Origin of the sequence: Streptomyces sp. NPDC020490, assembly GCF_044335305.1 — a bacterium.
Taxonomy (GTDB): domain Bacteria; phylum Actinomycetota; class Actinomycetes; order Streptomycetales; family Streptomycetaceae; genus Streptomyces.
Window position 1 is genome coordinate 154,079 of sequence record NZ_JBIRUY010000012.1, and the last position, 22,264, is coordinate 176,342.

The following is a 22,264-nucleotide window of genomic DNA, read 5'->3' on the forward strand; positions in this document are numbered from 1 at the left end:
AGGAGACCGCGGCCTCGGCGCCCCCAGAGCCGAAATCGGCCGCTCACCGGCGTCGCCCTCGGCTTCGTCCCCTCTTTCGCCGTCCCCACCCGGTCGCCTTCGCCCGGCCGTATCCGCTCAGGAGGATCGATGTCTTCTTCGGCTGTCCAGAATGACGGGGTAAGACCTCAAAGCAACATTTCGCCGCCCGGCCGAACGCGCTTCAGCGGCAAGCGCTGGTCGGTCATATCCGTGGTCTTCCTCGGCACCGCGATCAACTATCTCGACCGGGCGAACCTCAGCATCGCCCTGCCCTACATGTCGGACGACCTGAACCTGTCCAGCACCGCCTCCGGCGTGCTCCTCGGCGCGTTCTCCCTGACGTACGCGCTGATGCAGTTCCCGGCCGGCTGGCTGGTGGACAGGGTGGGTCCGCGCAGGCTGTACGGCTACGCCGTGATCCTCTGGTCGTTGATCACCATACTGGTGGGCGCCGCCACCGGTCTGATCGTCCTGGTGCTGCTGCGCATGCTGCTGGGCGTCGGGGAATCCCCGGCGTATCCGTCGAGCGCGAAGATCGTCTCAAGATGGTTCCCCCAGCGGGAACGCGGTCTCGCCTCCTCGATCTTCGACAGCGGCGCCCGGATGGGCAGCGCCGTCTCGCTGCCGCTGATCACCGGTGCCATCGCGCTGCTCGGCTGGCGCGGCGCGTTCGTGGCGGCCGGTCTCGTCGGCCTGGCCTTCGGCGTCTTCTGGCTGCGCTTCTATCGGGACCCCGAGGACCATCCGCGACTGTCCGCGGCGGAACGCTCCTACATCGAGTCCGACCAGGAGGGCGGGGCCGGGGACGGGCGCGAACCACTGCCCTGGCGCAAGCTGTTCGCGTACCGCACCACCTGGGGCATGATGCTGGGCTTCTTCTGCCTCTCCTTCGTCCTCTACTTCTTCATCACCTGGTTCCCGTCCTACCTGGTCAACGAGCGCGGCTTCGACCTGCTGAAACTCGGGTTCTTCGGCATGATCCCGGCACTGTTCGCGATGCCCAGCCAGTGGCTCGGCGGACTGCTCCAGGGCAGGCTGATCGCCCGCGGCCACGATGTCTCCTTCGCCCGCAAGGTGCCGCTGGTCAGCGGTCTGCTCATGGCGTCCGTGATCGTGTTCGCCGGAGCCGCGCCCAACGCGGCAACCGCTCTCATCCTGCTCACCGTCTCCTACTCCGCACTGACCTTCGCCGCCTCCAGCCTGTGGGCGCTGCCGTCCGACGTGGCCCCCACCCCCGGCAACGTGGCCTCGCTCGCCGGCATTCAGGGCTTCGCGTCCAACTTCGCCGGTTTCCTCAGCCCGATCGTGGTGGGCGCGCTGCTCGACGCGAGCGGCGGCTCGTACGGCGTGCCGCTGACGGTGGCCGGTTGTGTGGCGATCGCGGGCGCTCTCGTCTACGGCCTGGTCATCGGCCGCATCGCACCCTTGGGAAGCACCAAGTGACCTTCCTCGACGCACTGAGGGACGCGGGCTGCGTGGCGGTGCTGCGCAGTCGGTCCGCAGCCGACGCGGTGACCACCGCGCACGTCCTGGCGGAGGCAGGGGTCCGTGGCATCGAGCTGACCTTCTCCGTGCCGGGCGTGCTCGGCGCCGTGGAACGGCTGCGCGCGGAACTGCCCGGTGACGTCCTGGTCGGCCTCGGCACCGTGACCAGGCCCGCCCAGGTCAAGGACGCCGTGGCGGCCGGATCCCAGTTCCTGGTCAGTCCGGGGACGGACGCGGTGCTCGGCCGGGCGCTGGCGGGCAGCGCGGTGCCCTTCCTGGCCGGGGCGCTGACGCCCAGCGAGGTGATGGCGGTCGCCGCGTACGGCCCGGCCGCGGTGAAGCTCTTCCCGGCCTCCGCCGTCGGTCCCGGCTACCTCAAGGCGCTGCGCGGACCCTTCCCCGAGCTGGCGATCGTCCCCACCGGCGGAATCGGCACCGACAACGCCGCCGACTGGATGCGCGCCGGAGCCCTGGCCGTCGGCGCGGGCGGCTCGCTCGCTCCCGCCGACGCCACCCCCGAGTCCCTCGAGCGGGCCCGCGAGACGGCCACCGCCCTGCTGGCCCGCATACACACCGTCCGTACGTCCCCCCGCCCTGGAGCTCCCTCGTGAAGGTCGTCATCACCGACTCCGAATACCCCGACTTCGACATCGAGCGAGCCGTGCTGGAGGAGGCCGGACTGACCGTGGTCCGCGCCCAGGCCCGCACTCCGGAGGAGGTCGCGAGGGCCGCCGAGGGCGCCGGCGCACTCATCGTGCAGTGGGCCGAAGTCACCGACGAGGTGTACGAGGCCGCGCCCACTGTCGGCCTTGTCTCCCGCTACGGCGTCGGCGTCGACAACTTCGACGTGGCGGGCGCCGAAAGACGCGGCGTCTGGATCGCCAACGTCCCCGACTACGGCACCCAGGACGTCGCCGCTCACGCCTTCGCCGGTGTCATGGCAGGCGTCCGCCACCTCAAGCAGTACGACGCGCTGAGCGCCCGGGGCACCTGGGACTACCTGGCCACCGGAACCGTCCGTCGGCTCTCCTCGCTGACCATCGGCGTCCTCGGCCTCGGCCGCATCGGCCGCACCCTGGCCGCCGGTGCCGCCCCCTGGTTCGGCAGGGTCGTCGCGTACGACCCCGCGCTGCCGGACGCCTCCTGGCCTCAGGCGATCGAACGGGTCGGCCTGGACGAGGTGTTCCAGCGCTCCGACGTCCTCTCCCTGCACCTCCCGCTGAACGACGAGACGCGGCACATCGCCGACGCGCGGCGCCTCGGCCTCATGCCGCGGGGCGCGATTCTCGTCAACACGGCGCGTGGTGGCCTCGTGGACGAGCAGGCCCTGCACACCGCCCTGGAAACCGGGCAACTCGCTCTCGCCGCCGTGGACACCTGGACCGACGAACCGGTCCCGGCGGACCACCCCCTGGTCGGCCACCCCAGGGTGATCGCCTCCCCGCACGCCGCCTGGTACTCGCAGGAGGCCGAGGAGGAGGTACGGCGCCGTGCCGCCCTCAACGTCGCCACCTGGTTCCGTACCGGCAGGCCGGACCACGTGGTCGTCGCCGGCACGCGTGCGGCCCGGGGTCCGGCCGACTGACCAGCACGCCGGCGGAACAGCCGTTCCGCCGGCAGCAGTTCAACCCATTTCTTTCCGCACACGACATTCCAGGAGCACACCATGCCGGCCAGCTACCCGCAGGACGTCATCGAAGCCTTCCGCGGCATCACCACCGCCTCCATCGCCGACGCCGTGGAGAAGGTCGGGGTGCGCGGCTACCTCGACGGCGCGATCAAGCCCGTCATCCCCGGAAAGATCGTCGGCCCGGCGGTCACGGTCCGCGAGGTGCCCGCCGAGCACGCCGAGGCCCCCGTCCACGCCCTGCAGGCCATCGACGAGTCCGCACCGGGCAGCGTCATCTGCATCGCGGCCGACGGCGCCGACGTCGCCGTCTGGGGCGGCCTGATGACCGCGGGCGCCGTCGCCAACCAGCACGCCGGCGCGATCCTCGACGCGGGTGTGCGCGACGTCGAGGAGATCAAGCGGGACTTCGGCTTCCCGATCCAGGCCCGCGGCGCGGTACCCGCCACCACCCTCGGCCGCATCAAGACCGTCTCTCTCAACGAGCCCGTCGTCCTCGGCGGCCTGACCGTGGAGCCCGGCGACCTGATCGTCGCCGACAGCGACGGCGCCGTCCGTGTACCGGCCGAGCACGTGGAGGCGGTCCTCCGCCTGGCGACCGAGATCGAGGAGCGGGAGAAGGAACAGACCAGACTCATCCTGGCAGCCGGTTCGCTCCGCGAGGGCCTGGCCAAGTACAACAGGATCTGAGAACACACGCGATGACCACCGCACCGAACACACCCGCCGACATCCTCGCGCTCGGCGAGGCGATGCTGGAGTTCAACGCCGACGCCGACGGAGCCCTGGAGACCGCCGAGTCCTTCTCGGTCGGCTACGGCGGCGACACCTCCAACGTCGCCGTCGCCGCGGCCCGTTCCGGCGGCCGTGCCGCGTACATCACACGCGTCGGCGACGACGCCTTCGGCACCGTACTCATGCGGCTGTGGGAACGCGAGGGCGTCGGCACCAGCCATGTGACACGCGAGCCGGGCGGCCGTACGGGCATCTACTTCATCGCCCGCGGTCCCGCCGGACACGGCTTCACGTACTACCGTGCCGACTCCCCGGCGAGCCGGCTGAGCCCGGCCGACGTCCCCGAGGAGGCGATCGCCGCGGCGAAGCTGCTGCACGTCACCGGCATCACCCAGGCGATCAGCACCACGTCCTGCGACGCGGCCTTCCACGCCATGGCCGTCGCCCGCGCGACGGGCACCCTGGTCACGTACGACCCCAACCACCGGCCCGCGCTGTGGTCGCGGGACCGGGCCCGCGCCGTGATCCTGCGCAGTCTGGAACTGTGCGACATCGCCCTCCCCAACATCGAGGAGGGCCGGATGCTCACCGGGCAGGAGAGCCCCGAGGCCGTGCTGGAGGGGCTGCTGGCCCGCGGCCCGAAGGTCGTCGTACTGAAGATGGGCGCGGAAGGCGCGCTCGTCGCCGACGGCGCCGAGGTGACCCGCGTCCCGGCACACCACGTCACCCCCGTCGATGCCTCGGGCGCCGGCGACACCTTCGACGGGGCGTTCGCCGCCCGCCTGGTGGAGGGCGTCCCGGCGGTGGAGGCCGCCCGGTACGCGGTGGTGGCCGCGGCCCTGACCACCACGGGGCACGGCGCCGTGAGGCCGATCCCGCACCGTGCCGACGTGCTGAGCCGACTGTCCCCTTCCGTGGATCGCCGCACCTCCGGCGGAACCCCGCACAAGGAGTCGCCGGCCTGAGGCGACGTGCGTTCGTCACCGAGGGGAAGCCCGTCGGTCGCGGGTTTCTCCTTCGGCGGTCGCGAGCTCGTGGCGGTCGACCTGCCGAAGGAATGCCGCCGAAGCCACTCAGGCGGGCCGCCGCGGCCGCACGGGCGTGGTGCGTGGTCTGGTCATGGTGCGGGCGATGCCGACGAGGGTGCCGACGGCTTCACCACGGTCGTCGCGCCGGGTCAGCAGGCACATCTCCAGCGGGGGCACTTCCTCCGCGATGGCAGCGAAGGTGACGTCGTCATCGCTCAGCGGCTGCTCGGGGACGCAGAGCGTGTATCCGCGGCCTGCCGCGACGCTGGCCATGGCCATCTCGTGACCGTGCACGCCGGGCCCGAGTCGTGGCTGCAGACCGTGCGCGTCGAACAGGGCGAGCAGATGGGCTCTCAGCCCGGCCGCGTCGGGTGCGGAAGGCAGCAGCAACGGGCGGCGCGCGAGCTCGGAGAGCGAGACCGTGCGTTTGCGGGCGAGCGGGTCGTCCGCGGCGAGCAGGGCGCGGACAGGCGCCACGCGCAGCCGGTGTACGGCGAGACCGCGTACCGTCTTCCGGTCGGGTGGTGTGTAGCCGATGCCGGCTGTGATGCGGCGGTCGGTGAGCGCGTCGACCTGCGAGGCCGTGCCGAGATCGGCGACGCGGACGTCGGCGTCCGGACGCGCGGTGAGGAAGTGGCGCAGCACGTCGGCGGCGAGCCCGGCGAGCCCGGTGGCGACCCCGAGCCGAACCGGCTCGCCGTCGGCCTGAACCGCCGCTCGGGTCGCGGTGGTGACGTCGTCGACGGCCTGCACCGCGACGGCGGCTCGGGCGACGAAGACCTCACCGGCCTTCGTCAGGCTGACTCCGGCCGGTGATCGCTCGAACAACTTCACCCCGAGCTCGCGTTCGACGGCGTTGAGCTGCTGCGACAGCGACTGCATGGCGATGTGCAACGCCCGCGCCGCCGCCCGTATGTTGCGGTGCTGGGCGATCGCCAGAACGTATCGCAGCTGCCGTGCCTCCACGCGCGTCTCCTCGCCGCCGGGGCGCGGGTGCGGCTCAGTCGAGCGCGACCCACACCGTCTTGTGCTGCGTGTAGGACTCGAACGACTCGATGCCGTGCTCACGGCCGTAGCCGCTCATCTTGAACCCGCCGAACGGTGCCGCCGGGTCGTACAGGTGCCAGGTGTTGATCCACACCGTACCGGCGTCGATGCGGTGGGCGACGCGCACCGCTTTGGCGATGTCGCGGGTCTGGACGCCGGACGCGAGCCCGAACGGGGTGTCGTTGGCGATGGCCACGGCGTCGTCCTCGTCGTCGAACGGAATGATCGGCAGCACCGGGCCGAAGATCTCCTCCCGGCTGATCCGCATCGTGTTGTCGGCGTCGGCGAACAGGGTGGGGGCGATGTAGAAGCCCTTCCCGTCGACGGGAGCCGTCGTGCCGCCCGCGACGAGGCGGGCCTCGTTCCGCCCGATACCGATGTACTCCCTGACCTTGTCGTACTCGGCACGGCTGGCCACCGGGCCGAAGTCGGTCGCCGGGTCGAACGGGTCGCCGGTGCGCGCGTCGGCAGCGAGGGCGGTGAGCCGTTCGACCATCTCGTCGTAGACCGGGCGCTGCACGAGCAGCCGCGACCCGGCGACACACACCTCACCCTTGTTCCAGAAGATCGCGTAGAAGGCGGTGAGTGCTGCCTTGTCGAGGTCGGCGTCCGCGAAGACGATGTTCGGGCTCTTGCCGCCGAGTTCCATCGTCAGGTGTTTGAGGGTGTCGGCCGAGGCGCGGATGATGCTCTGCCCGGAGGCGGTGGAACCGGTCAGTGCGATCTTGTCCACGCGTGGATCGGTGACGAGGGCGTTCCCGACGGTGGAACCGGGTCCGGTCACCAGGTTGTACGTCCCGGCGGGAACGCCGGCTTCCTCGAGGATCTCGGCGAGGGTGATCGCGGACAGGCTGGTGTCGCTGGCCGGCTTGTGGATGAAGGTGTTGCCGGCTGCGAGCGCAGGCGCGATCTTGCTGACGGTGAGGATCAGCGGGAAGTTGAACGGGGTGATGGCGGCGACGACGCCGAGCGGCTGCCGACGGGTGTAGGCGAGGACGGGGCCGTCGTGGCGGACCGGGTTGACGTCCTTGACCGCGCCCTCGAGCTTCGTCGCCCACCCTGCGTAGTAGCGGAACATCCGCGCGATGTGCGGGATGTCGATCGTGGTGACGTCGCGCCACAACTTGCCCATGTCGACGACTTCCCGGTAGGCGAGTTCGTCGGCGCGGGCCTCGATCAGTTCGGCCGCGCGCAGCAGGATCGCGGCCCGGTCCTCGGGCTTGGTGCGCCCCCACGGGCCGTCGAAGGCGGCACGGGCCGCGGTGACGGCATCCCGGGCGTCGCCCTCGGTGCCCTTCGCTATCCGCGCGACGACTTGTTCGGTGGCCGGGTTGACGGACGGGAAGGTCTCACCGGTGGCGGCCTGGCGCCAGGTGCCGCCGATGAACAGCTTGCCGTCAGGGATGTTGCGTCCGGTGGGTCGGAGCGTGTCGGAGGTTGTGCTGGTCACTGCTGGCTCCCGGTGTACACGCGCTCGACCTCGCTGCCGGGGTGGGCGGCGAGGTCCCAGAACGCCTCGGCGATGCGGTCGGGGTCGAAGTCGGTGCCGGGCGCGATGAACCCGGCGATCGTGACGGTGCGGACGGTGACGCCGACCGGAGCGAGGTCCTCGGCGAGGGCGTACGCGGCGGCGCGTACGGCCGCCTTGCCGACCGACAGGACGCCGTGGTCGCCGCTGGGGTGGAGCGCGAGCCCGCCACCGGTGAGCAGGACGGTGCCGTGATGGGTCCGCAGGTCCGGCAGCGCGGCCTGCACAGCGGCGACCGCCGAGTGCAGGTTGACCTCGCCGGCGGAGCGGAGAGTGTCGAGGCCGACCTCGGAAAGCTTCGGTCCCCACATCGCCGCGTTGTAGCTGAGCAGGCTGATCGGGGTCCTTGCGGACAGCTTTTCGACGGCGGACGCGATGCTGGACGGGTCGGCGGCGTCCGCGGTCTCGACGGTGACGGTCCGGCCGAGCTGCCGGATCTCGTCGGCGAGCTGCTGAAGGCGTTCGGCGTCGCGTGCGACGAGCCCGACGTCGAGCCCGTTGCGTGCGTAGGTGAGGGCGAGCGACCGGCCGAGGCCGGGCCCTGCGCCGATGACGACGGCTTGCGTCGCGGATGTGGTCATGGGGGTGCTCCGTGTACGTGTTCGGTACGTGTCCTGGTCAGGCGGCGCTGAGCGCGCGGTGGAGTTCTGTCTCGGTCGAGGTGACGTCGTAGGTGGTGCTGCCGGGCGCTGCCGGCGAGGGGCTCGCTGTGGACGGGAGTGAAGCCGAGCTGGTCGACGAGTGTGCCGACCTGCTCGACGCAGGCCGGGGCAGCACCGGCCACGGGCGGCGCCCGGCGCTCTCTCCGGTTGTCGCCGGGGCGGGCATCGCTACTGATCTGCCACGGCGACGGCGCGGTCCGGTGTCTGCGCCACGAGGGTCCGCAGGATGTCAGGGCGGCGGGCGGTGGCGACGAGCGCATCGCCCTCAGCGGGAATCCGCCGGGCGAGCGCGTGCCCGAGCCCGCTCGGGCAACCTGTGACCAGCCGTGCCTTCATCGTGCCTCCTCCGTTCAGCCTGTCTTCGACAACTGAACGGAGCAAGGGCCGCTTCCCTGTCGGTGACAGACATTGCCTGTCACCGACAGGGGCAGCCTGGCAGGCGTGTGCTGCGGCAGGTGCCGGTTCGGCCCGGCGCTCGCGGGCTCCGCCACGGTGAGCGGGGCGGGCCGGTGGTGTCGTTTCTGCGGCCCTCTTTGCGGTGTTCCGGCGTCGCTGCGAGGACGTCGAGGAACGCGTGAGCGAGGTCCCGCCGTTCGTCCGTCCTCGTCGCTCGTGGGGTTTTCGCCAGGTCACGCACGTGCGGCTGCCGGAGATGATGCGGCCGCGGCGGACGGGTGCGGCCGAGCTGATCGGCACCACCCATCGGGCGGCCGCGACGAAGAGGGCGCAGATGCACGCGGTGTCGCGATGAGCCTTCGCCGGGCGAGTGATGGACGCATGCTCACGCAGAGAGTCGTCCGACAGGGATGGGCGCGATGGGTGTCACCAGTCGATGCCGCTGCCGTAGACCTCGCACCAGACGGGGTCGAGGTCGATGCCTCCGCGAGCGACACGTTCGCTCGCCGTGTCGGCCAAAGCGCGTGCCATTTCGACTGCCGCAACTGCGCTGGTGCCGTCCTCGATCTTGTAGATGCAGGTGAAGCTGCCTCCGTCGGCTCTGTGGAGAGCACGGAACGCCACTACGTAGACTTTTCCGAACATACCGGCTTCTTCCTCTGCGACTCGCGCTGTGACACGAACCGGTGTCGTCTGAACCGTGGAGGCGCAGCCTGTGATCCACGTGCAGCCGGGGCGGCGGCCGACGGATCTGGCTCCTGCCACCGTCGCAGCCCCCTGACCAGCCGACAGTCAGACGCTCTCGGCCCGGCTGAAGAGAACCGCGACAGCGCTCATCGTTCGTCATCCCGTTCGGTGGGGCCTGTGGAGCGAAATAGCACCACATCCCCGCAAAAGTGACGGATCGATCCGATACAAGAGTTTGTGACGGATCGATCCGGCTGTCAAACTTGGAGGGCGGGAGAGCTGGGACAGAGAGAAGACCGGGCAGACGCACGACGCCGCGATCCACAGCGGCCGACCGGGCGGCCCGACGGACGGCAGGGAGGCAGAAACATGGCCCGCAGGACGGGGGAGGAGAACCGGCGCCACATCCTGGCTGTCGCGACCGGTCTGTACTACCGGCACGGCATCCGCGCGGTCGGCATGGACCTGGTGGTCAAGGAGAGCGGAGTAGGCAACGCCACCGTCTACCGGCAGTTCCCCACCAAGGACGCCCTCGCCACGGCGTACGTCCAGGGCCGCGCCGACGCATGGTTCGAGCGGATGCGCGAGGCCACCGACCGGTTCGACGATCCGCAGGAGAAGCTGCTCGCGATCTTCACCGCTGTCACCGAGGACACCCAGCTGCCCACCTTCCGCGGCTGCCCCATGCTCAACACCCATACGGAGTTTCCCGACCCGGAGCACCCGGCCAACCGTGTCTCCGTCGTTCACAAGCAGCGGGTCCGCGACTGGCTGCGCGACCTCGCCGTCGCAGCCGGGGCTTCGGACCCTGAGCAGCTCGCCGACGAACTCCTCCTCGTCCTCAACGGCGCCTACGCCACCGCGACGGTACTGGGGCCGGAATGCTCCGCCCGCCGCACGGCGGATTTCGCCCGCCGGATCATCCAGGCCGCCTGCCATGTCGCCCGTCACTGATCCGGCCACGATTGCCGACCTCCGCCGCGCGATGCCGTCAAGGGGGTCCGGGCAGTCCGGCACCGACGGCGCGAACGTCGAGGTCGTGACCGCGGCACCAAAGCCGGCCTGAGCCTCGCCGGACGGCGGTGACCAGGCCGGCGATGTCGCTGAGGTCGTCGCGGCCCAGGTCCGCCGCGTGGTCGAGGACTTCACCGGCACGGGGCGGTGACAGCAGGGCGACCGCGCCATCCTGATCGTCTTCACGTCGGCCACGGCGCTCCGCGTGGGCCTGTCTGCTGCACGGGGTGCCGGAGAAGGGACTCGGACGGCTACGCACCGACCGCGTCCTGCGCAAGCCGGTCCCGGCGCCGTGGATCGGACGCCCACCGAAGCACAGTGAGGAGTTCCGCTTCACCGAGCCCGGTCCTGGGGAGCGCCCGGCGCCACGACCGTACAGGTCACCGGCCCCTTCCGATTCCGGGCCACTGAGCGCACACCCCGGCTACGGGCTGACCGAGGCCGGCTTCGCGACGTCGGGTTCGCGGCAGGCGGCCTGGATGATCCGGCGGGCGAGTTCCTCCGTGCGGCGTGCGGGGCCTTCCGGGCCCAGGACAGCCGCGGTGGCGTAGGCGCCGTTGAGGACGAGGAGGAGTTCGTCGGCGAGCTGCTCAGGGTCCGAAGCCCCGGCTGCGACGGCGAGGTCGCGCAGCCAGTCGCGGACCTCCTGCTTGTGAACGACGGAGACACGGTTGGCAGGGTGCTCCGGGTCGGGGAATTCTGTGTGGGTGTTGAGCATGGGGCAGCCGCGGAAGGTGGGCAGTCGAGTGTTCTCAGCGACGAGAGTGAAGATCGCGAGCAGCTTCTCCTGCGGATCGTCGAACCGGTCGGTGGCCTCGCGCATCCGCTCGAACCATGCGTCGGCGCGGCCCTGGACGTACGCCGTGGCGAGGGCGTCCTTGGTGGGGAACTGCCGGTAGACGGTGGCGTTGCCTACTCCGCTCTCCTTGACCACCAGGTCCATGCCGACCGCGCGGATGCCGTGCCGGTAGTACAGATCGGTCGCGACAGCCAGGATGTGGCGCCGGTTCTCCTCCCCCGTCCTGCGGGCCATGTTCTGCCTCCCTGCCGTCGGGCCGCCCGGTCGGCCGCCGTGGATCGCGGCGTCGCCGACTGCCCGGTGCCATGTTCGTGTCAGCTCTTCTCTGAAGCCAAGTCTGACAGACGGACCGATCCGTCACAAACCATGCGCCGAAACGATTCGTCACACCGCTGCGGCGGGTGCCCGCGTCACCGTGGCCGTCCGCACCATCGACCGCACTCCGGCGCCGCCCGCCGGAGTCACCGGCGACCAGGCCGACCTGACCTGGACCGCCTCGGTCGAGGCGCTGTTCGGTTGGGTCGGCGGCCTGACTGGCTGTTCCCACTCGCGTGATCGACCGGCTTCGAACGAGGCGCTGGATCGGGTGCCCGGCGGCCTACGGGGCATGGGGAAGCGGCCGGAGTCGCAGCCCGGGTCGTGATCGACATCCTGGGCCACTCGTCAGGCCGTTCGCCCACGGGCTCAGTCCGCGAAGGTGCCGGCCGGTGTCGCGGGGTGGGCGGCCGCCTCGGTGCCGACGGTGGCGGTGAGGGGCTGCTCGCCCCGCAGGAGTTCCAGTTCGATCACCGGGTCCGCAGGACGGATGAGGTCGTCGGAGTGGCGCACCTCCGAGCCACCGGCCCGCACGACGAGGTCGCCCGCGCGGATCCCGGCCCGGGACGCGGGGCTGTCGGGCTGCACGTCACTGACCAGCAGTCCGGTCCGGTCGGACAGCCCGACGGCGGCGCGGCGCCGCCGAGCGGCGTGCGCGGGTTCCAGCCGCATGCCCCACAGCCGGGCCGCGCGGGGGCCGGTCTGTTCGAACGAGGTGAGCAGCCTGCGCAGGAGGTGAGCCAGCTGAGCCTGCTCGGAAGGGGCGAGAGCGGACAGCAGCAGCTCCTCGTTGTGGAGGTGGACGGGGGCGATCCGGTCGAACAGATCCAGGCCCTGTTCGGTCAGGCGCACGGTGAACGTGCGCTTGTCCGCGGGGTCGCTCTCGCGGACGATGACGCCGAGCTTTTCCAGCCGGGTCAGCCGCACGCTGATCGTGCCCGAAGTGAGGCCCAGGGCTTCCATCAGGCGGGCCTGCCCCAGCCGGTAGGGCTCACCGCACCGGCGCAGGGTGACGACGACCAGGAAGTCCGCGGGAGTCAGGTCGAAGCCCTCGAACACCTCGGTGAGGCCCATGTCCAGGTGAGAGCGGATCCGCGCCATGCGTGTGATCACACCGACCGGCTCGACCGGAAGGTCGGGCCGCTCACTGTGCCACTGGCCGATGATCTCGTCCACGCTGTCACGGGCCTGCGATGCAGGGGATTCGCCGGATTCCGTCATGGACTCAGGGTAGCGGGAACACATCGGATGGATAGATTGCTTGGACTCAAGTAATGCCCCCAAGGAAATGCCGTCCGAGGCGCTGAGCCGATGCGAGCACAAGCGCCTGCCCCGGGTCCGAGTCCTCGTCGCGTTCGGCCGTGAGTGGGGCCGGCTCATCCGCATTTCAACGAAGACAGGAGACGCACCGTCGTGAAGCACACCGATCCACCGGGCCGGTCCGGCGTCGATCCCGCCCAGCACGCCGCCGGGCGCGGAGTCGTCGCACAGGCCCTCGTCCGTGACACCTCCATCCACCGCGCGGCCCGGCCGATTGCGGGACCGCTGTCGAAGGCGGCTGCGGGAGGTGCGGTGACATGAGCGTCACCACTCAGGTGTTCGCCCTGGCCGAACCGGCCCCGGGCGTCACGTACGAGGAGATGCTCCCCCACCTTGACGCCGAGGCCCGCCACACCTGGCAGCTCTACGCCGCGGGCACTGCCCGCGACGTCTGGTCGCGCACCGACGCGCTCGGTGCCGCCGTCACGCTGAACGTCTCCGACGTGGCTGAGGCGGAGCGCGTGCTCGAAGGGTTTCCCCTGGCCGGGGCCGGCCTGGTCCGCTTCGACGTCGTACTGCCGCTCGGACCGTTCACACCGCTGGGCCTGCTGTTCGGCGGCCCCGGCGGTGGCGGGAAGGTTCCGCCTTCGGCGGACCCCGGCGGCGGGCGGAAAGTAATCGCCTGGACTCGACCGGGCGAGCGCACCGACCCGGACCGGACCGCTTCACTGCTCGCCGACGAGCTCAAGGTCACTTGGTCGCTGTGGCGGGCCGGAGTGATCCGTGAACTCTACGCCCGCACCGACGCCCCCGGAGCGTTGGCCGTCATGGAGGCCGACGGGGTGGCGCAGGCCCAGTCCGTGCTGGCCACGCTGCCACTGGTCGCCGAGGGGCTGCTGGCCTTCGAGGCGGTCGAGGTCGGGACGTACCAGCCGTGGGAGGCGCTGTTCGGCGTCGAAAAGACGAAGGAGGATACGCGATGAAGATCGCGGTAGTGGGTTCGGGACCGGTCGGCCGGGCCTTGGCCGGCGGGTGGACCGCCGCGGGTCACCAGGTGGTGTTCGCCGCCCGTGACCCGCAGCGAACTCAGGAGAGCGTGCGCGAGATCGACGGCGCAGAGGTCGTGGAGATCGGCGCGGGACTGCACTCCGCGGACGTCGTGGTGCTTGCCGTACCCGGCGGTGCAGCGGTGGCCGATGTCGTCGCGTCGCACGGGGCGGCACTGGACGGCAAGGTGGTCGTCGACGCGACGAACCGGCTCGACGGCTCTACCGGCTCGCCGAACAGCATCGACGAGATACGCCGACACGCGCCGGGCGCACTGCCGGTCCGGGCGTTCAACAGTGTGGGCTGGGAGGTCTTCGCCGGACCGGACTTCGACGGCGTCCAGGCCGACCTGCTGTGGTGCGGGCCCGACGCGACAGTGCCGGCGGCCGAAAAGCTCATCGGCGACCTGGGCCTGCGCCCGGTCCGCGTCGGCGGCCTCGACACGCTCCCTCAGGTCGACGGCCTGGCAGCCCTGTGGTTCGCGCTGGCGCTGCACGGCGGCCGGGGCAGGCACCTGGCCTTCAAGATCCTGACCACCCCGGACAGCTGAGGCGCCGTCAGCACGTTGACCGCCCTTGGGAACGCATCCTCCCGCGCTGCGGGCGGAGCAACACCAGGGACGGCCTGAGCGTCGGACACCTTTACCCCACCGACCCATATCAAACGAAAGAAGCAAAACCGCCCCATGTCCACACTTACCCGTGAGATCTACGAAGGATTCCAGCGCGGAGAATTCCACCGCTGGGACGCCGTCATCGACCCCGACGTGAAGCTGCTCACCCCACCGTCGTGGGAGATGCGCGGCCTTGACGCCCTCAAGGGCTGGGCCGAACAGTTCCGCGCCGTCCTGGCCACCCGCATCGACCTTGTCGACGAGTTCGACGGCGGCGAACGCGCCTTCATCACCGTCAACCTTCACTGGAAGCACTCGGCCGACTTCTTCGGCATCAAGCCCACCGGCCGTGAGGGCACCTCGGTCGAGGTATTCCTGCTCACCGTGCGAGACGGCAAGGTGGTGACCTTCCAGGTCGCCGCCGCGACTCTGGACCTCGCCATTTACCTGTGGGAGCGGGGAATGGCCCAGACGCACAATATGAGGCCGGAACCCATCGTGACAGGGACGGAACGCCCCTGAGCGACACCACGCCTACGAAGCCGGCCCTGTTGGCCAGGTGCAATGCGAACACCTTGTCCCGGGCCGCATCCGACACGGTGCTGCCCAGGCTGCATCAGGGGCCCAGGGCATCAGGCGGCTGAGCAAGCGGCGGGGACCGGCACGGTGGCTGATGCCCCGTTTCCAGTCCCCGCCGCTCCGATGACGGTGTGCAACTGAAGATCTTCGATTACGCCTGGGTCGCGGTCTTCCACTTGAGGCGTCCTGGGCTTGCTCAGGCTGCGACGGTCCAGCACCCACCGCCGACGGGCGGGAAGACATCGCCCCGGTAGTCGAACTCGGGTGCCTGCGCGGAAGGCGCCGCGGAACGCACTGCCCCAGCCCAGCACCACCGCCGCCCGCCGGGCACCGAGCCCGTCGTCTCCCGCATCGACCGGGCGGTCATCAATGCCTGACAGTCCGGCGACAGCTCTCCACCCCGGTCGCGTGCCGCCGGCGAGGCACCGCCCGGCGTGATCCGGCCGGCTTCCTCCGCGACACCTCGCCGGCCACCTCGGCGGATGCGTCCCCCCTCGGGACGGCGATGGCCGAGCTTCCTCGGCAGCGGCCACTTCATGGCCTGACCAGCGAAGACGCCACACGAGGTGGGGACTGTGGACGGCCTCTCGGCTTTCCCCGAAGCCCGGTTGACAGACGGATCGTTCCGTCACAAACTTTGTGCCGGAACGATCCGTCACATTATCTGCGTCACGGTTCTTACACCCGTTCCACCAGTCACTCACATGAGCAGGATGAAAATCATGAACGCTGTCAGCACTCTTTCCGGACGGCACGTGGTCGTCGTCGGCGGCACCTCCGGGATCGGCCTGGCCGTGGCCGAGCACGCCGCTGCGGCGGGCGCCCGGGTCACCGTGGCCGCCCGCACCCTCGACCTCGCCCCGGCAGCACTGCCCGCCGGGGTCACGGCCGAGCACGTCGACCTGACCTCGACCGCCTCGGTCGAGGCGCTGTTCGACCGGGTCGGCACCATCGACCACCTGGTGCTGTCCGTCGGACCCGGCGCCATGGGCACGGTGCGAGACCTGTCGTCCGCCGATGCTCGGCCGTTCATGGACATCAAGTTCTGGGGCTATTACGACGCGGTGCGTGCCGCGGCGGACCGGATGGCCAAGGACGGATCGATCACCCTGATCGGCGGCGGCGCCAGCCGCAAGCACGCGCCCGGGCGTCCGGTGATGGCCGCGATCAACGCAGCGATCGAGGCGTTCGGCAAGGCCAACGCCATCGACCTGGCCCCGGTGCGGGTCAACGTCATCGCCCCCGGTCTCGTCGACACCCCCGCCTACGCCGGCCTGCCCGACGAGATGCGCCAGGGCATGCTCGCCGGTTACGCCGCCTCCGTTCCGGCGGGCCGCGCCGGGATCCCCGAAGACGTCGCCTCCGCGGCTCTGTTCCTGATGACCAACACCTACGTCACCGGCACCGTGATCGATGTCGACGGCGGCGTGCAGGTCAGCTGACCATGCAGTGCCCGGAGGCGCGACATCCGTGCCGCACCTCCGGGCCGCAGAGAACAAGGACCCTCCACGTCATGAGCGGCACCGCCCTCCCCATACCGCCCCACAGCTCTCCCGCTCCGCTCCCCGCTCCTCCGGTGCAGCCGGACTCTCCGTCCTCGGCGGATCCGCGCCGGTGGCTCGTACTGCCGGTGGTCCTGGTGGCCATGTTCATGGCCTTGTTCGACTTCTTCGGGGTGAACGTCGCCGCCCCGTCGATCGGAGAGGACCTGCACGCGAGCGGCACCGCGTTGGAGCTGGTGCTCTCGGGGTACGCCTTCAGCTACGCCGCCGGTCTGATCACCGGCGGACGCCTCGGCGACCTGTTCGGCCACGGCCGCCTGTACCTGGCCGGCATGGCGGCCTTCGCCGCCGCCTCACTTCTGTGCGCTCTCGCGCAGAACCCGACCGAGTTGATCGCGGCCCGCCTGGTGCAGGGGCTGACCGCGGCGGCCCTGGTCCCCCAGGTCCTCGCCCTGATCACCGCGGCGTTCCCTCCGGTCGAGCGGACCCGGGCGCTGGCCTGGTTCGGCGTGACCATCGGGGCGGCCATGGTCGGTGGCCAGGCGCTGGGCGGAGCCCTGCTGGCCTGGAACCCGTACCACCTGGCCTGGCGGAGTGTCTTCCTGATCAACGTTCCCATCGGTGCAGCGACCCTGGCCGCCGCCTGGCGCCTGCTCCCGCGCCACGCACTCGCCCGGCGCCCGCGGCTGGACCTGACCGGTGCGAGTGGCCTGGCTCTGGGCATCGGCCTGCTGCTGGTACCGCTCACCGTCGGCCATGACCAGGGCTGGCCCATCTGGACCTGGGCGAGTCTGAGCATGGCCGTTCCCGTGCTGGCCGCGACGTTGTGGTGGGAACGTCGCCTGACGCGGCGAGGTGGGCAGCCGGTGCTCGACCTCACGCTGCTGTCCGAGCCCGGCTTCGCCGCCGGCCTGGGCATCAACGCCGGCTTCATGGGCGCCTACGGGGGCATGCTCTTCGGTCTCACCCTGCTGCTGCAGGCCGGACTCGGTCTCGGCCCGCTGGGAGCCGGCCTGACCTTCGCCCCGCTCGGACTCGCCTTCGCGATCACCTCCGTACTCTCCCGAGGCCTGATCGCCCGCCACGGCTCCCGCGTCACCACCGCGGGCACCGCCACAGCGGGCGCCGGCCTGATCCTTCTGCTGGTGACCCTCGCGGCGAGCGGCGCGCACACCAGCCCCGTCCGGCTGATTCCGGCACTGGTCGTCATCGGCGTCGGCAACGGCCTGACCATGCCCTCCCTCATCGGAGCGGTCCTGGCCGGCGTACGGCCCCAGCACTCCGGTGCGGCCTCCGGAGTGCTCACCACCGCGCAGCAGTTCGCCTCCGCCGCCGGCGTCGCGATCCTCGGCGTGCTGTTCTTCTCGGTCCTCGCCACCGGCACCGGGCCCGGCGCATACGTGCACGCCCTGCAGCCCGTTCTCGCCGTCGACGTGATCCTCATGCTCGCAGCCTGCGCACTCAGCCTGCGACTCCGCCGCCCCACCACGGTCTGAAACACCCTCAACCCACCCCCGTACGGAACGGAGATCCTCCATGTCTTCCATCAAGACCGCCGTCATCGGCTCCGGCGTCATCGGCCGCACCCTCGCCACCCGGTTCGCCCAGGCCGGACATACCGTGTCCTTCGGCGCCCGCGACCCGCGCAAGCAGGAACTGGTCGACCTCGCGGACCGGATCGGCGCCCGGGTCACCGGCATCGACGACGCGATCGACTCCTCCGACGTGATCGTGTGGGCGATCGACGGCGCCGCCATGGCCGACGCGATCCCCGCCCACGGCAGCCGCCTGGACGGCAAGACCGTCATCGACGCCACCAACAACATCGGCGCCACCTCCCTCAACAGCCTCGACCTGATCGCCCGGTACGCCCCGAACGCTCACCTGTACCGCGCCTTCAACAGCCTCGGCTGGGAGAACTTCGCCGATCCCCGCTTCGGGGACACCACCGGCGACCTGCTCTACAGCGGCCCCACCGGCTCCTCCCAGCAAGCCGTCGAGGCCCTCGTCGACGCCACCGGGCTGCGTCCCGTCCGCGTCGGCGACAACGACAAGATCAAGATCGTCGACGACTTCGTCGCCCTCTGGTTCACCCTCGCCTTCGAGCGCGGCATGGGCCGCAACCTCGGCTTCAAGATCCTCACCCGCTGACCCGCTGACCCGTCTCCCTGGTCCGGAGCCGCGACACCGAGTGCCCCAGCTCCCTCGACACCACTCACCACAGTGTTCACCCGATCATGACCGATACGGCCGTGGCCGCGTCGCGTTCACACGCGGCCACGAGCCGGCGGAGACCGCCGGCGCCGCCCCGACGGCCGGCCCACCCGGAGCAGGTGACAGCGGTCAGCGCGACGGGCTCGCCGCCCATACCCGGCCCCCCGCGCCGCCGATAAGGCGAGCGGCCACCGATAACACAACTCGGCTAATCTATTAACCCGGTTCAGTTATGCTGCGGCACGGAACCCGCCGTCCGGTCCCGCCGGGCGGCGCGCAAGGCCGTCGACTTCGGAAAGGTCTCGATCGATGACGTCACACGTCCAGGCCACGTACGGCACCCGGGAGGCCGGCGGACTCGACGACGAACTGGCCCTGGAGCGTGCGTACGTCGTGGTGTGCCGCGAGGCGATGACCCGCCAGGTGGACGATGCCCGGCACCAGGTCGTCGCGAGCGAGGACGTGTCGGGTGACGGCGCGGGCGCGGAGGCGCTCGGCCGCTACCTGCGCACCCGCGCACGGCGGATGGCGGAGGAGCCCGACAGCCCGCTGTTCTTCGGCCGGCTCGACTTCGAGGACTCCGAGGACGCCGGGGACCACCGGCGGCAGCGGTACTACATCGGCCGCAGGCGGGTCTCGGAACACCCGGCCGCGCCACCCCTGGTGATCGACTGGCGTGCGCCGGTCTCCCGTACCTACTACCAGGCGAGCGCCCTGGAGCCGCGCGGAGTCGCGGTGCGGCGGCGGTTCGGGTGGGCGCCGTGGAGCCACGGCGCTCCCGAGGACCTCACCGGCCTCGAGGACGAGCACCTCGACCACGCGCGGGGCGAGGACGCCGCCGGCGCGGCGAGCGCGATCGTCGCCGCCGAGATCGAGCGGCCCCGCCTCGGCCCGATGCGCGACATCGTGGCCACCATCCAGCCGGAACAGGACAACCTGGTCCGCAGCGACCTGACCGAGTCGGTCTGTGTGCAGGGCGCGCCGGGCAGCGGCAAGACCGCCGTCGGCCTGCACCGCGCCGCCTATCTCCTCTACACGTTCCCCGAGCGGCTGCGGCGCGGCGGTCTGCTGGTCATCGGCCCGAACCGCACCTTCCTGCGCTACATCTCGGAGGTGCTGCCGTCGCTCGGCGAGATCGACATCGCCCAGCTCACGGTGGACGACCTGGTCGCCCGCCACCCGGTCCGGCGGGTGGACGGGGAGGACGTCGGCGCCCTGAAGCACAGCGCCCGCATGGCCACCGTCCTGGAGCGGGCCCTGTACGCCCGGGTCAGGCACCCGGAGGAGTCCATCGCGGTGACCGACGGCTCGTACCGCTGGCGGGTCGACTCGTACGACCTGGCCCGGGTCATCGACGAGGTGCGGGGCATGGGCGTGCCGTACGCGGTCGGCCGTGAGCATGTGCGCTCCCGCGTGGTGACGCTGATCCAGCGACAGGCCGAGCGGAGGGCCGGCCCGAAGAGCGTCACCTGGGCCCGCAGGATCGGCCGTGCGAAGCCGGTCTCCGCGTTCCTGGAGGCCGCGTGGCCGGTGGCGCGACCGGAGGAGGTCGTGACCGCGCTGCTGAGTGATCCGGCGGTGCTGGAGGCCGCGGCGGACGGTGTGTTCGACGCCGCCGAGCAGCGGGCCCTGCTGTGGGCCGGGCCTCCCCGGTCGGGCAGGAGCGCCACCTGGTCGGCCGCGGACATGCTGCTCCTGGACGAGGTCGCGGGGATCGTCGAACGCCCCGGCAGCTTCGGCCATGTGGTCGTGGACGAGGCCCAGGACCTGTCGCCGATGCAGTGCCGGGCGATCGCCCGGCGCAGCGCGTTCGGATCCATCACCGTACTGGGTGACCTGGCCCAGGCCACGGCACCCTGGTCGGCGCGGACCTGGCAGGAGCAGCTGACGCACCTGGGTAGGGCGCAGGCCACGGTCGTCCCGCTGACCACCGGTTTCCGCGTTCCCGCCGCGGTCATGGAGCTGGCCAACCTGCTGGTGGGCGCCCTCGGCGTGGATGTGCCGCCGGCCCGCTCGCTGCGTCACGACGGCGAGTTGACGGTCACCGCGGTCGACGACCTGGCGGCCGCCACCGTGTCCGCCGTCCGCGCGGCCCTCGACCGCGAGGGTTCGGTCGCCGTGATCGCCGCCGACGACGCGGTGACCGCCGCCTCGGCGGCTCTGCGCGAGGCGGGCATCGAGACGGCGACCGCCGAGCAGGTCGGCACGGCCGCCCGGGTGACCGTGCTGCCCGCGACAGTCGTCAAGGGCCTCGAGTACGACCATGTCGTCGTGGTGGAGCCGGCCGCGATCGTCGAGTCCGAGCCGCGCGGGCTGCACCGGCTGTACGTGGTGGTGACGCGTGCGGTGTCCCGGCTCGACGTCCTGCACACCCGGCCGCTCCCAGAGCCGCTCGCCGCCTGACGGCCTGCTCGACAGTCTGCTTAACCCAGTCAATATCCATACCCAGTCACGTGATTGCCCGAGTAAAGAACGTGCTAGGATGGCCCGGTGAATGCGCCGATGGGCTTGCGGGAGCGCAAGAAACAGCGAACGCGAAAAACGATCTCCGACACGGCGATCACGCTCTTCCTGGAGCACGGGTTCGACCAGGTCTCGGTCGTCGACATCGCGGCCGTGGCCGAGGTCTCCAAACCCACGCTGTTCAAGTACTTTCCCACCAAGGAGGACCTGGTGGTCCACCGCTTCGCCGACCACCAGACGGTGAGCAGCACCGTGGTGGCGCAGCGGCCGCCGGGGGTGTCCGCGATCGACGCCCTGCACCGGCACTTCCTGGACGGGCTGGCGGCCCGGGACCCCATCACGGGGCTCAACGACGACGAAGGCGTGCTGGCCTTCCATCGCCTCGTGTACTCCACGCCGAGCCTGGTGGCGCGCGTCGGCCAATACCTGGCCCAGGCCGAGGAGACCCTCGCCCGCACCCTCGTCGACGCCCTCGACTCGGACCGTGAGATCACCGCCGCCCTGCTGGCCGGCCAGGTCATCGCCACCGAGCGCATCCTGGCGTCGGTGAACTGGCAGCGCATCGTCGCCGGCCGGTCCGCGGACGAGGTCCACCCCGAGGCGGTGACCGACGCCGACCACGCCTACGCCCTGCTGCGCCAGGGACTGGCGGGGGCCGCCCCCCGGAAGTGACCAGGAACCCCGGCCGCCACGGCGGCCGGCCGTAGAGGCCGCGCCCACCGAAACGGTCGAGCCGTAAGGAGGGTGCCGTTTGCCGCCGTTCGGAGTGTCGAGCAATCCGGATGTCAGGAGGCCGGTGAGCGGCGTCGACGCCTCTCACAAGATTCGCTACCGGTACCGAAATACTCGCCGGACCTCGGGAACCCGCAGCGAGTGGCGGGCGGGGGCGGTTCGGCGAGGTAGCGGGCGTCTCGGTGCCGTGTTGCACTGAGCAGAGCGGGCGTCACCGCGGCGCCGATCGACGCCGCGGTCCGACATCGCGCACATTCCGCTGTACATCGCAGAGCGTGACATCGAGGATGCGGAGGCGGCTCATGGCGGAGTCGCGGGACGACGAGCAGCTCGGCCTGCGCCTGGCGGCCGTGGCGGCGGCGGGGTTCGTGCTGATCGTTCCGCCGTTCCTGGCGCGGTTCGATCACCTGGGACAGGTCTCCGGCGTACCGGTTCTCGCGGCCTACCTGTTTCTCGTCTGGGCGATCGTGATCGGTCTGGTCGCCGTGATCGGCGGCAGATCGGGGTAGA

General features: G+C 71.0%; 23 protein-coding genes. 16 read left to right on the plus strand and 7 right to left on the minus strand.

From position 1 onward, the window contains the following. Nucleotides 1-129: 129 nt before the first annotated feature. The 5 genes from ACH4ZX_RS15540 (at nucleotide 130) to ACH4ZX_RS15560 (ending at nucleotide 4,833) form a co-directional block, all read left to right on the plus strand. A complete protein-coding gene (locus tag ACH4ZX_RS15540; RefSeq protein WP_398272393.1) occupies nucleotides 130-1,464 on the plus strand; it encodes an MFS transporter in 1,335 nt (444 codons plus the stop codon). Further along, nucleotides 1,461-2,117 carry a bifunctional 4-hydroxy-2-oxoglutarate aldolase/2-dehydro-3-deoxy-phosphogluconate aldolase gene (locus tag ACH4ZX_RS15545; protein WP_398272394.1) on the plus strand — a complete coding sequence of 219 codons (657 nt, stop codon included), beginning with the start codon at nucleotides 1,461-1,463 and terminating at the stop codon, nucleotides 2,115-2,117. The genes ACH4ZX_RS15540 and ACH4ZX_RS15545 overlap by 4 nt, the downstream gene beginning before the upstream one ends. Next, the gene (locus ACH4ZX_RS15550) at nucleotides 2,114-3,091 is read left to right on the plus strand and encodes a C-terminal binding protein (protein WP_398272396.1); all 978 of its coding nucleotides are present in this window, start codon (nucleotides 2,114-2,116) and stop codon (nucleotides 3,089-3,091) included. Before ACH4ZX_RS15545 ends, ACH4ZX_RS15550 begins: the two co-directional genes overlap by 4 nt. 81 nt (nucleotides 3,092-3,172) lie before the next feature. Then, entirely contained in the window at nucleotides 3,173-3,823 is a 651-nt protein-coding gene (locus ACH4ZX_RS15555) for an RraA family protein (RefSeq protein WP_398272397.1), read from the plus strand. 11 nt (nucleotides 3,824-3,834) lie between these two features. Next, nucleotides 3,835-4,833, plus strand: coding sequence for a sugar kinase (locus ACH4ZX_RS15560; protein WP_398272399.1), 999 nt, complete (start codon nucleotides 3,835-3,837; stop codon nucleotides 4,831-4,833). 108 nt (nucleotides 4,834-4,941) lie between these two features. On the opposite strand, the gene ACH4ZX_RS15565 is transcribed toward ACH4ZX_RS15560, so the two are convergent. The 5 genes from ACH4ZX_RS15565 to ACH4ZX_RS15585 form a co-directional block, all read right to left on the minus strand. Then, nucleotides 4,942-5,862 (minus strand): LysR family transcriptional regulator, encoded by a 921-nt coding sequence (locus ACH4ZX_RS15565; RefSeq protein WP_398272401.1) that lies wholly within the window; start codon nucleotides 5,860-5,862, stop codon nucleotides 4,942-4,944. Nucleotides 5,863-5,896: 34 nt separating this feature from the next. After that, on the minus strand, nucleotides 5,897-7,393 hold the full coding sequence (locus ACH4ZX_RS15570) for an aldehyde dehydrogenase family protein (protein WP_398272402.1): 1,497 nt from the start codon (nucleotides 7,391-7,393) through the stop codon (nucleotides 5,897-5,899). Continuing rightward, nucleotides 7,390-8,052, minus strand: coding sequence for an SDR family NAD(P)-dependent oxidoreductase (locus ACH4ZX_RS15575; protein ID WP_398272404.1), 663 nt, complete (start codon nucleotides 8,050-8,052; stop codon nucleotides 7,390-7,392). The genes ACH4ZX_RS15570 and ACH4ZX_RS15575 overlap by 4 nt, the downstream gene beginning before the upstream one ends. A gap of 249 nt (nucleotides 8,053-8,301) precedes the next feature. Continuing rightward, nucleotides 8,302-8,469: a hypothetical protein gene (locus tag ACH4ZX_RS15580; RefSeq protein WP_398272406.1), complete on the minus strand. Its 168-nt coding sequence runs from the start codon at nucleotides 8,467-8,469 to the stop codon at nucleotides 8,302-8,304. Nucleotides 8,470-8,955: 486 nt separating this feature from the next. Then, the gene (locus ACH4ZX_RS15585; RefSeq protein WP_398272407.1) at nucleotides 8,956-9,174 is read right to left on the minus strand and encodes a hypothetical protein; all 219 of its coding nucleotides are present in this window, start codon (nucleotides 9,172-9,174) and stop codon (nucleotides 8,956-8,958) included. Nucleotides 9,175-9,585: 411 nt separating this feature from the next. Here ACH4ZX_RS15585 and ACH4ZX_RS15590 point away from each other — a divergent pair, with 411 nt between their 5' ends. Then, nucleotides 9,586-10,170, plus strand: a complete 585-nt coding sequence (locus ACH4ZX_RS15590) for a TetR/AcrR family transcriptional regulator (RefSeq protein WP_398272408.1) — start codon at nucleotides 9,586-9,588, stop codon at nucleotides 10,168-10,170. A gap of 484 nt (nucleotides 10,171-10,654) precedes the next feature. Here the strand turns inward: ACH4ZX_RS15590 and ACH4ZX_RS15595 are convergent, their stop codons facing one another. After that, nucleotides 10,655-11,263 (minus strand): TetR/AcrR family transcriptional regulator, encoded by a 609-nt coding sequence (locus ACH4ZX_RS15595; RefSeq protein ID WP_398272410.1) that lies wholly within the window; start codon nucleotides 11,261-11,263, stop codon nucleotides 10,655-10,657. Between the two features lie 181 nt (nucleotides 11,264-11,444). On the opposite strand from ACH4ZX_RS15595, the gene ACH4ZX_RS15600 reads away from it, so the two are divergent. Next, the gene (locus ACH4ZX_RS15600; protein WP_398272412.1) at nucleotides 11,445-11,672 is read left to right on the plus strand and encodes a hypothetical protein; all 228 of its coding nucleotides are present in this window, start codon (nucleotides 11,445-11,447) and stop codon (nucleotides 11,670-11,672) included. A gap of 41 nt (nucleotides 11,673-11,713) precedes the next feature. On the opposite strand, the gene ACH4ZX_RS15605 is transcribed toward ACH4ZX_RS15600, so the two are convergent. After that, the gene (locus ACH4ZX_RS15605; protein WP_398272413.1) at nucleotides 11,714-12,565 is read right to left on the minus strand and encodes a PDZ domain-containing protein; all 852 of its coding nucleotides are present in this window, start codon (nucleotides 12,563-12,565) and stop codon (nucleotides 11,714-11,716) included. Nucleotides 12,566-12,921: 356 nt separating this feature from the next. Here ACH4ZX_RS15605 and ACH4ZX_RS15610 point away from each other — a divergent pair, with 356 nt between their 5' ends. The 9 genes from ACH4ZX_RS15610 to ACH4ZX_RS15650 all read left to right on the plus strand — a co-directional run bounded on the left by ACH4ZX_RS15610 (nucleotide 12,922) and on the right by ACH4ZX_RS15650 (nucleotide 22,263). Next, nucleotides 12,922-13,587, plus strand: a complete 666-nt coding sequence (locus ACH4ZX_RS15610) for a hypothetical protein (protein ID WP_398272415.1) — start codon at nucleotides 12,922-12,924, stop codon at nucleotides 13,585-13,587. Next, entirely contained in the window at nucleotides 13,584-14,201 is a 618-nt protein-coding gene (locus ACH4ZX_RS15615) for an NADPH-dependent F420 reductase (protein ID WP_398272417.1), read from the plus strand. The genes ACH4ZX_RS15610 and ACH4ZX_RS15615 overlap by 4 nt, the downstream gene beginning before the upstream one ends. A gap of 135 nt (nucleotides 14,202-14,336) precedes the next feature. Beyond that, on the plus strand, nucleotides 14,337-14,786 hold the full coding sequence (locus ACH4ZX_RS15620) for a nuclear transport factor 2 family protein (RefSeq protein ID WP_398272419.1): 450 nt from the start codon (nucleotides 14,337-14,339) through the stop codon (nucleotides 14,784-14,786). A 779-nt stretch (nucleotides 14,787-15,565) separates the two neighbouring features. Beyond that, a complete protein-coding gene (locus ACH4ZX_RS15625) occupies nucleotides 15,566-16,285 on the plus strand; it encodes an SDR family oxidoreductase (RefSeq protein WP_398272421.1) in 720 nt (239 codons plus the stop codon). 71 nt (nucleotides 16,286-16,356) lie between these two features. Beyond that, nucleotides 16,357-17,841, plus strand: a complete 1,485-nt coding sequence (locus ACH4ZX_RS15630) for an MFS transporter (RefSeq protein ID WP_398272423.1) — start codon at nucleotides 16,357-16,359, stop codon at nucleotides 17,839-17,841. A 40-nt stretch (nucleotides 17,842-17,881) separates the two neighbouring features. Continuing rightward, nucleotides 17,882-18,496 carry an NADPH-dependent F420 reductase gene (locus ACH4ZX_RS15635; protein WP_398272425.1) on the plus strand — a complete coding sequence of 205 codons (615 nt, stop codon included), beginning with the start codon at nucleotides 17,882-17,884 and terminating at the stop codon, nucleotides 18,494-18,496. 372 nt (nucleotides 18,497-18,868) lie between these two features. Continuing rightward, entirely contained in the window at nucleotides 18,869-20,962 is a 2,094-nt protein-coding gene (locus tag ACH4ZX_RS15640; protein ID WP_398272427.1) for a HelD family protein, read from the plus strand. Between the two features lie 87 nt (nucleotides 20,963-21,049). Next, nucleotides 21,050-21,694: a TetR family transcriptional regulator gene (locus tag ACH4ZX_RS15645; protein WP_398272429.1), complete on the plus strand. Its 645-nt coding sequence runs from the start codon at nucleotides 21,050-21,052 to the stop codon at nucleotides 21,692-21,694. 362 nt (nucleotides 21,695-22,056) lie between these two features. Next, complete coding sequence (locus ACH4ZX_RS15650; protein ID WP_398272430.1) at nucleotides 22,057-22,263, plus strand: hypothetical protein; 207 nt, start codon at nucleotides 22,057-22,059, stop codon at nucleotides 22,261-22,263. The last annotated feature ends 1 nt before the right edge of the window (nucleotide 22,264 follow it).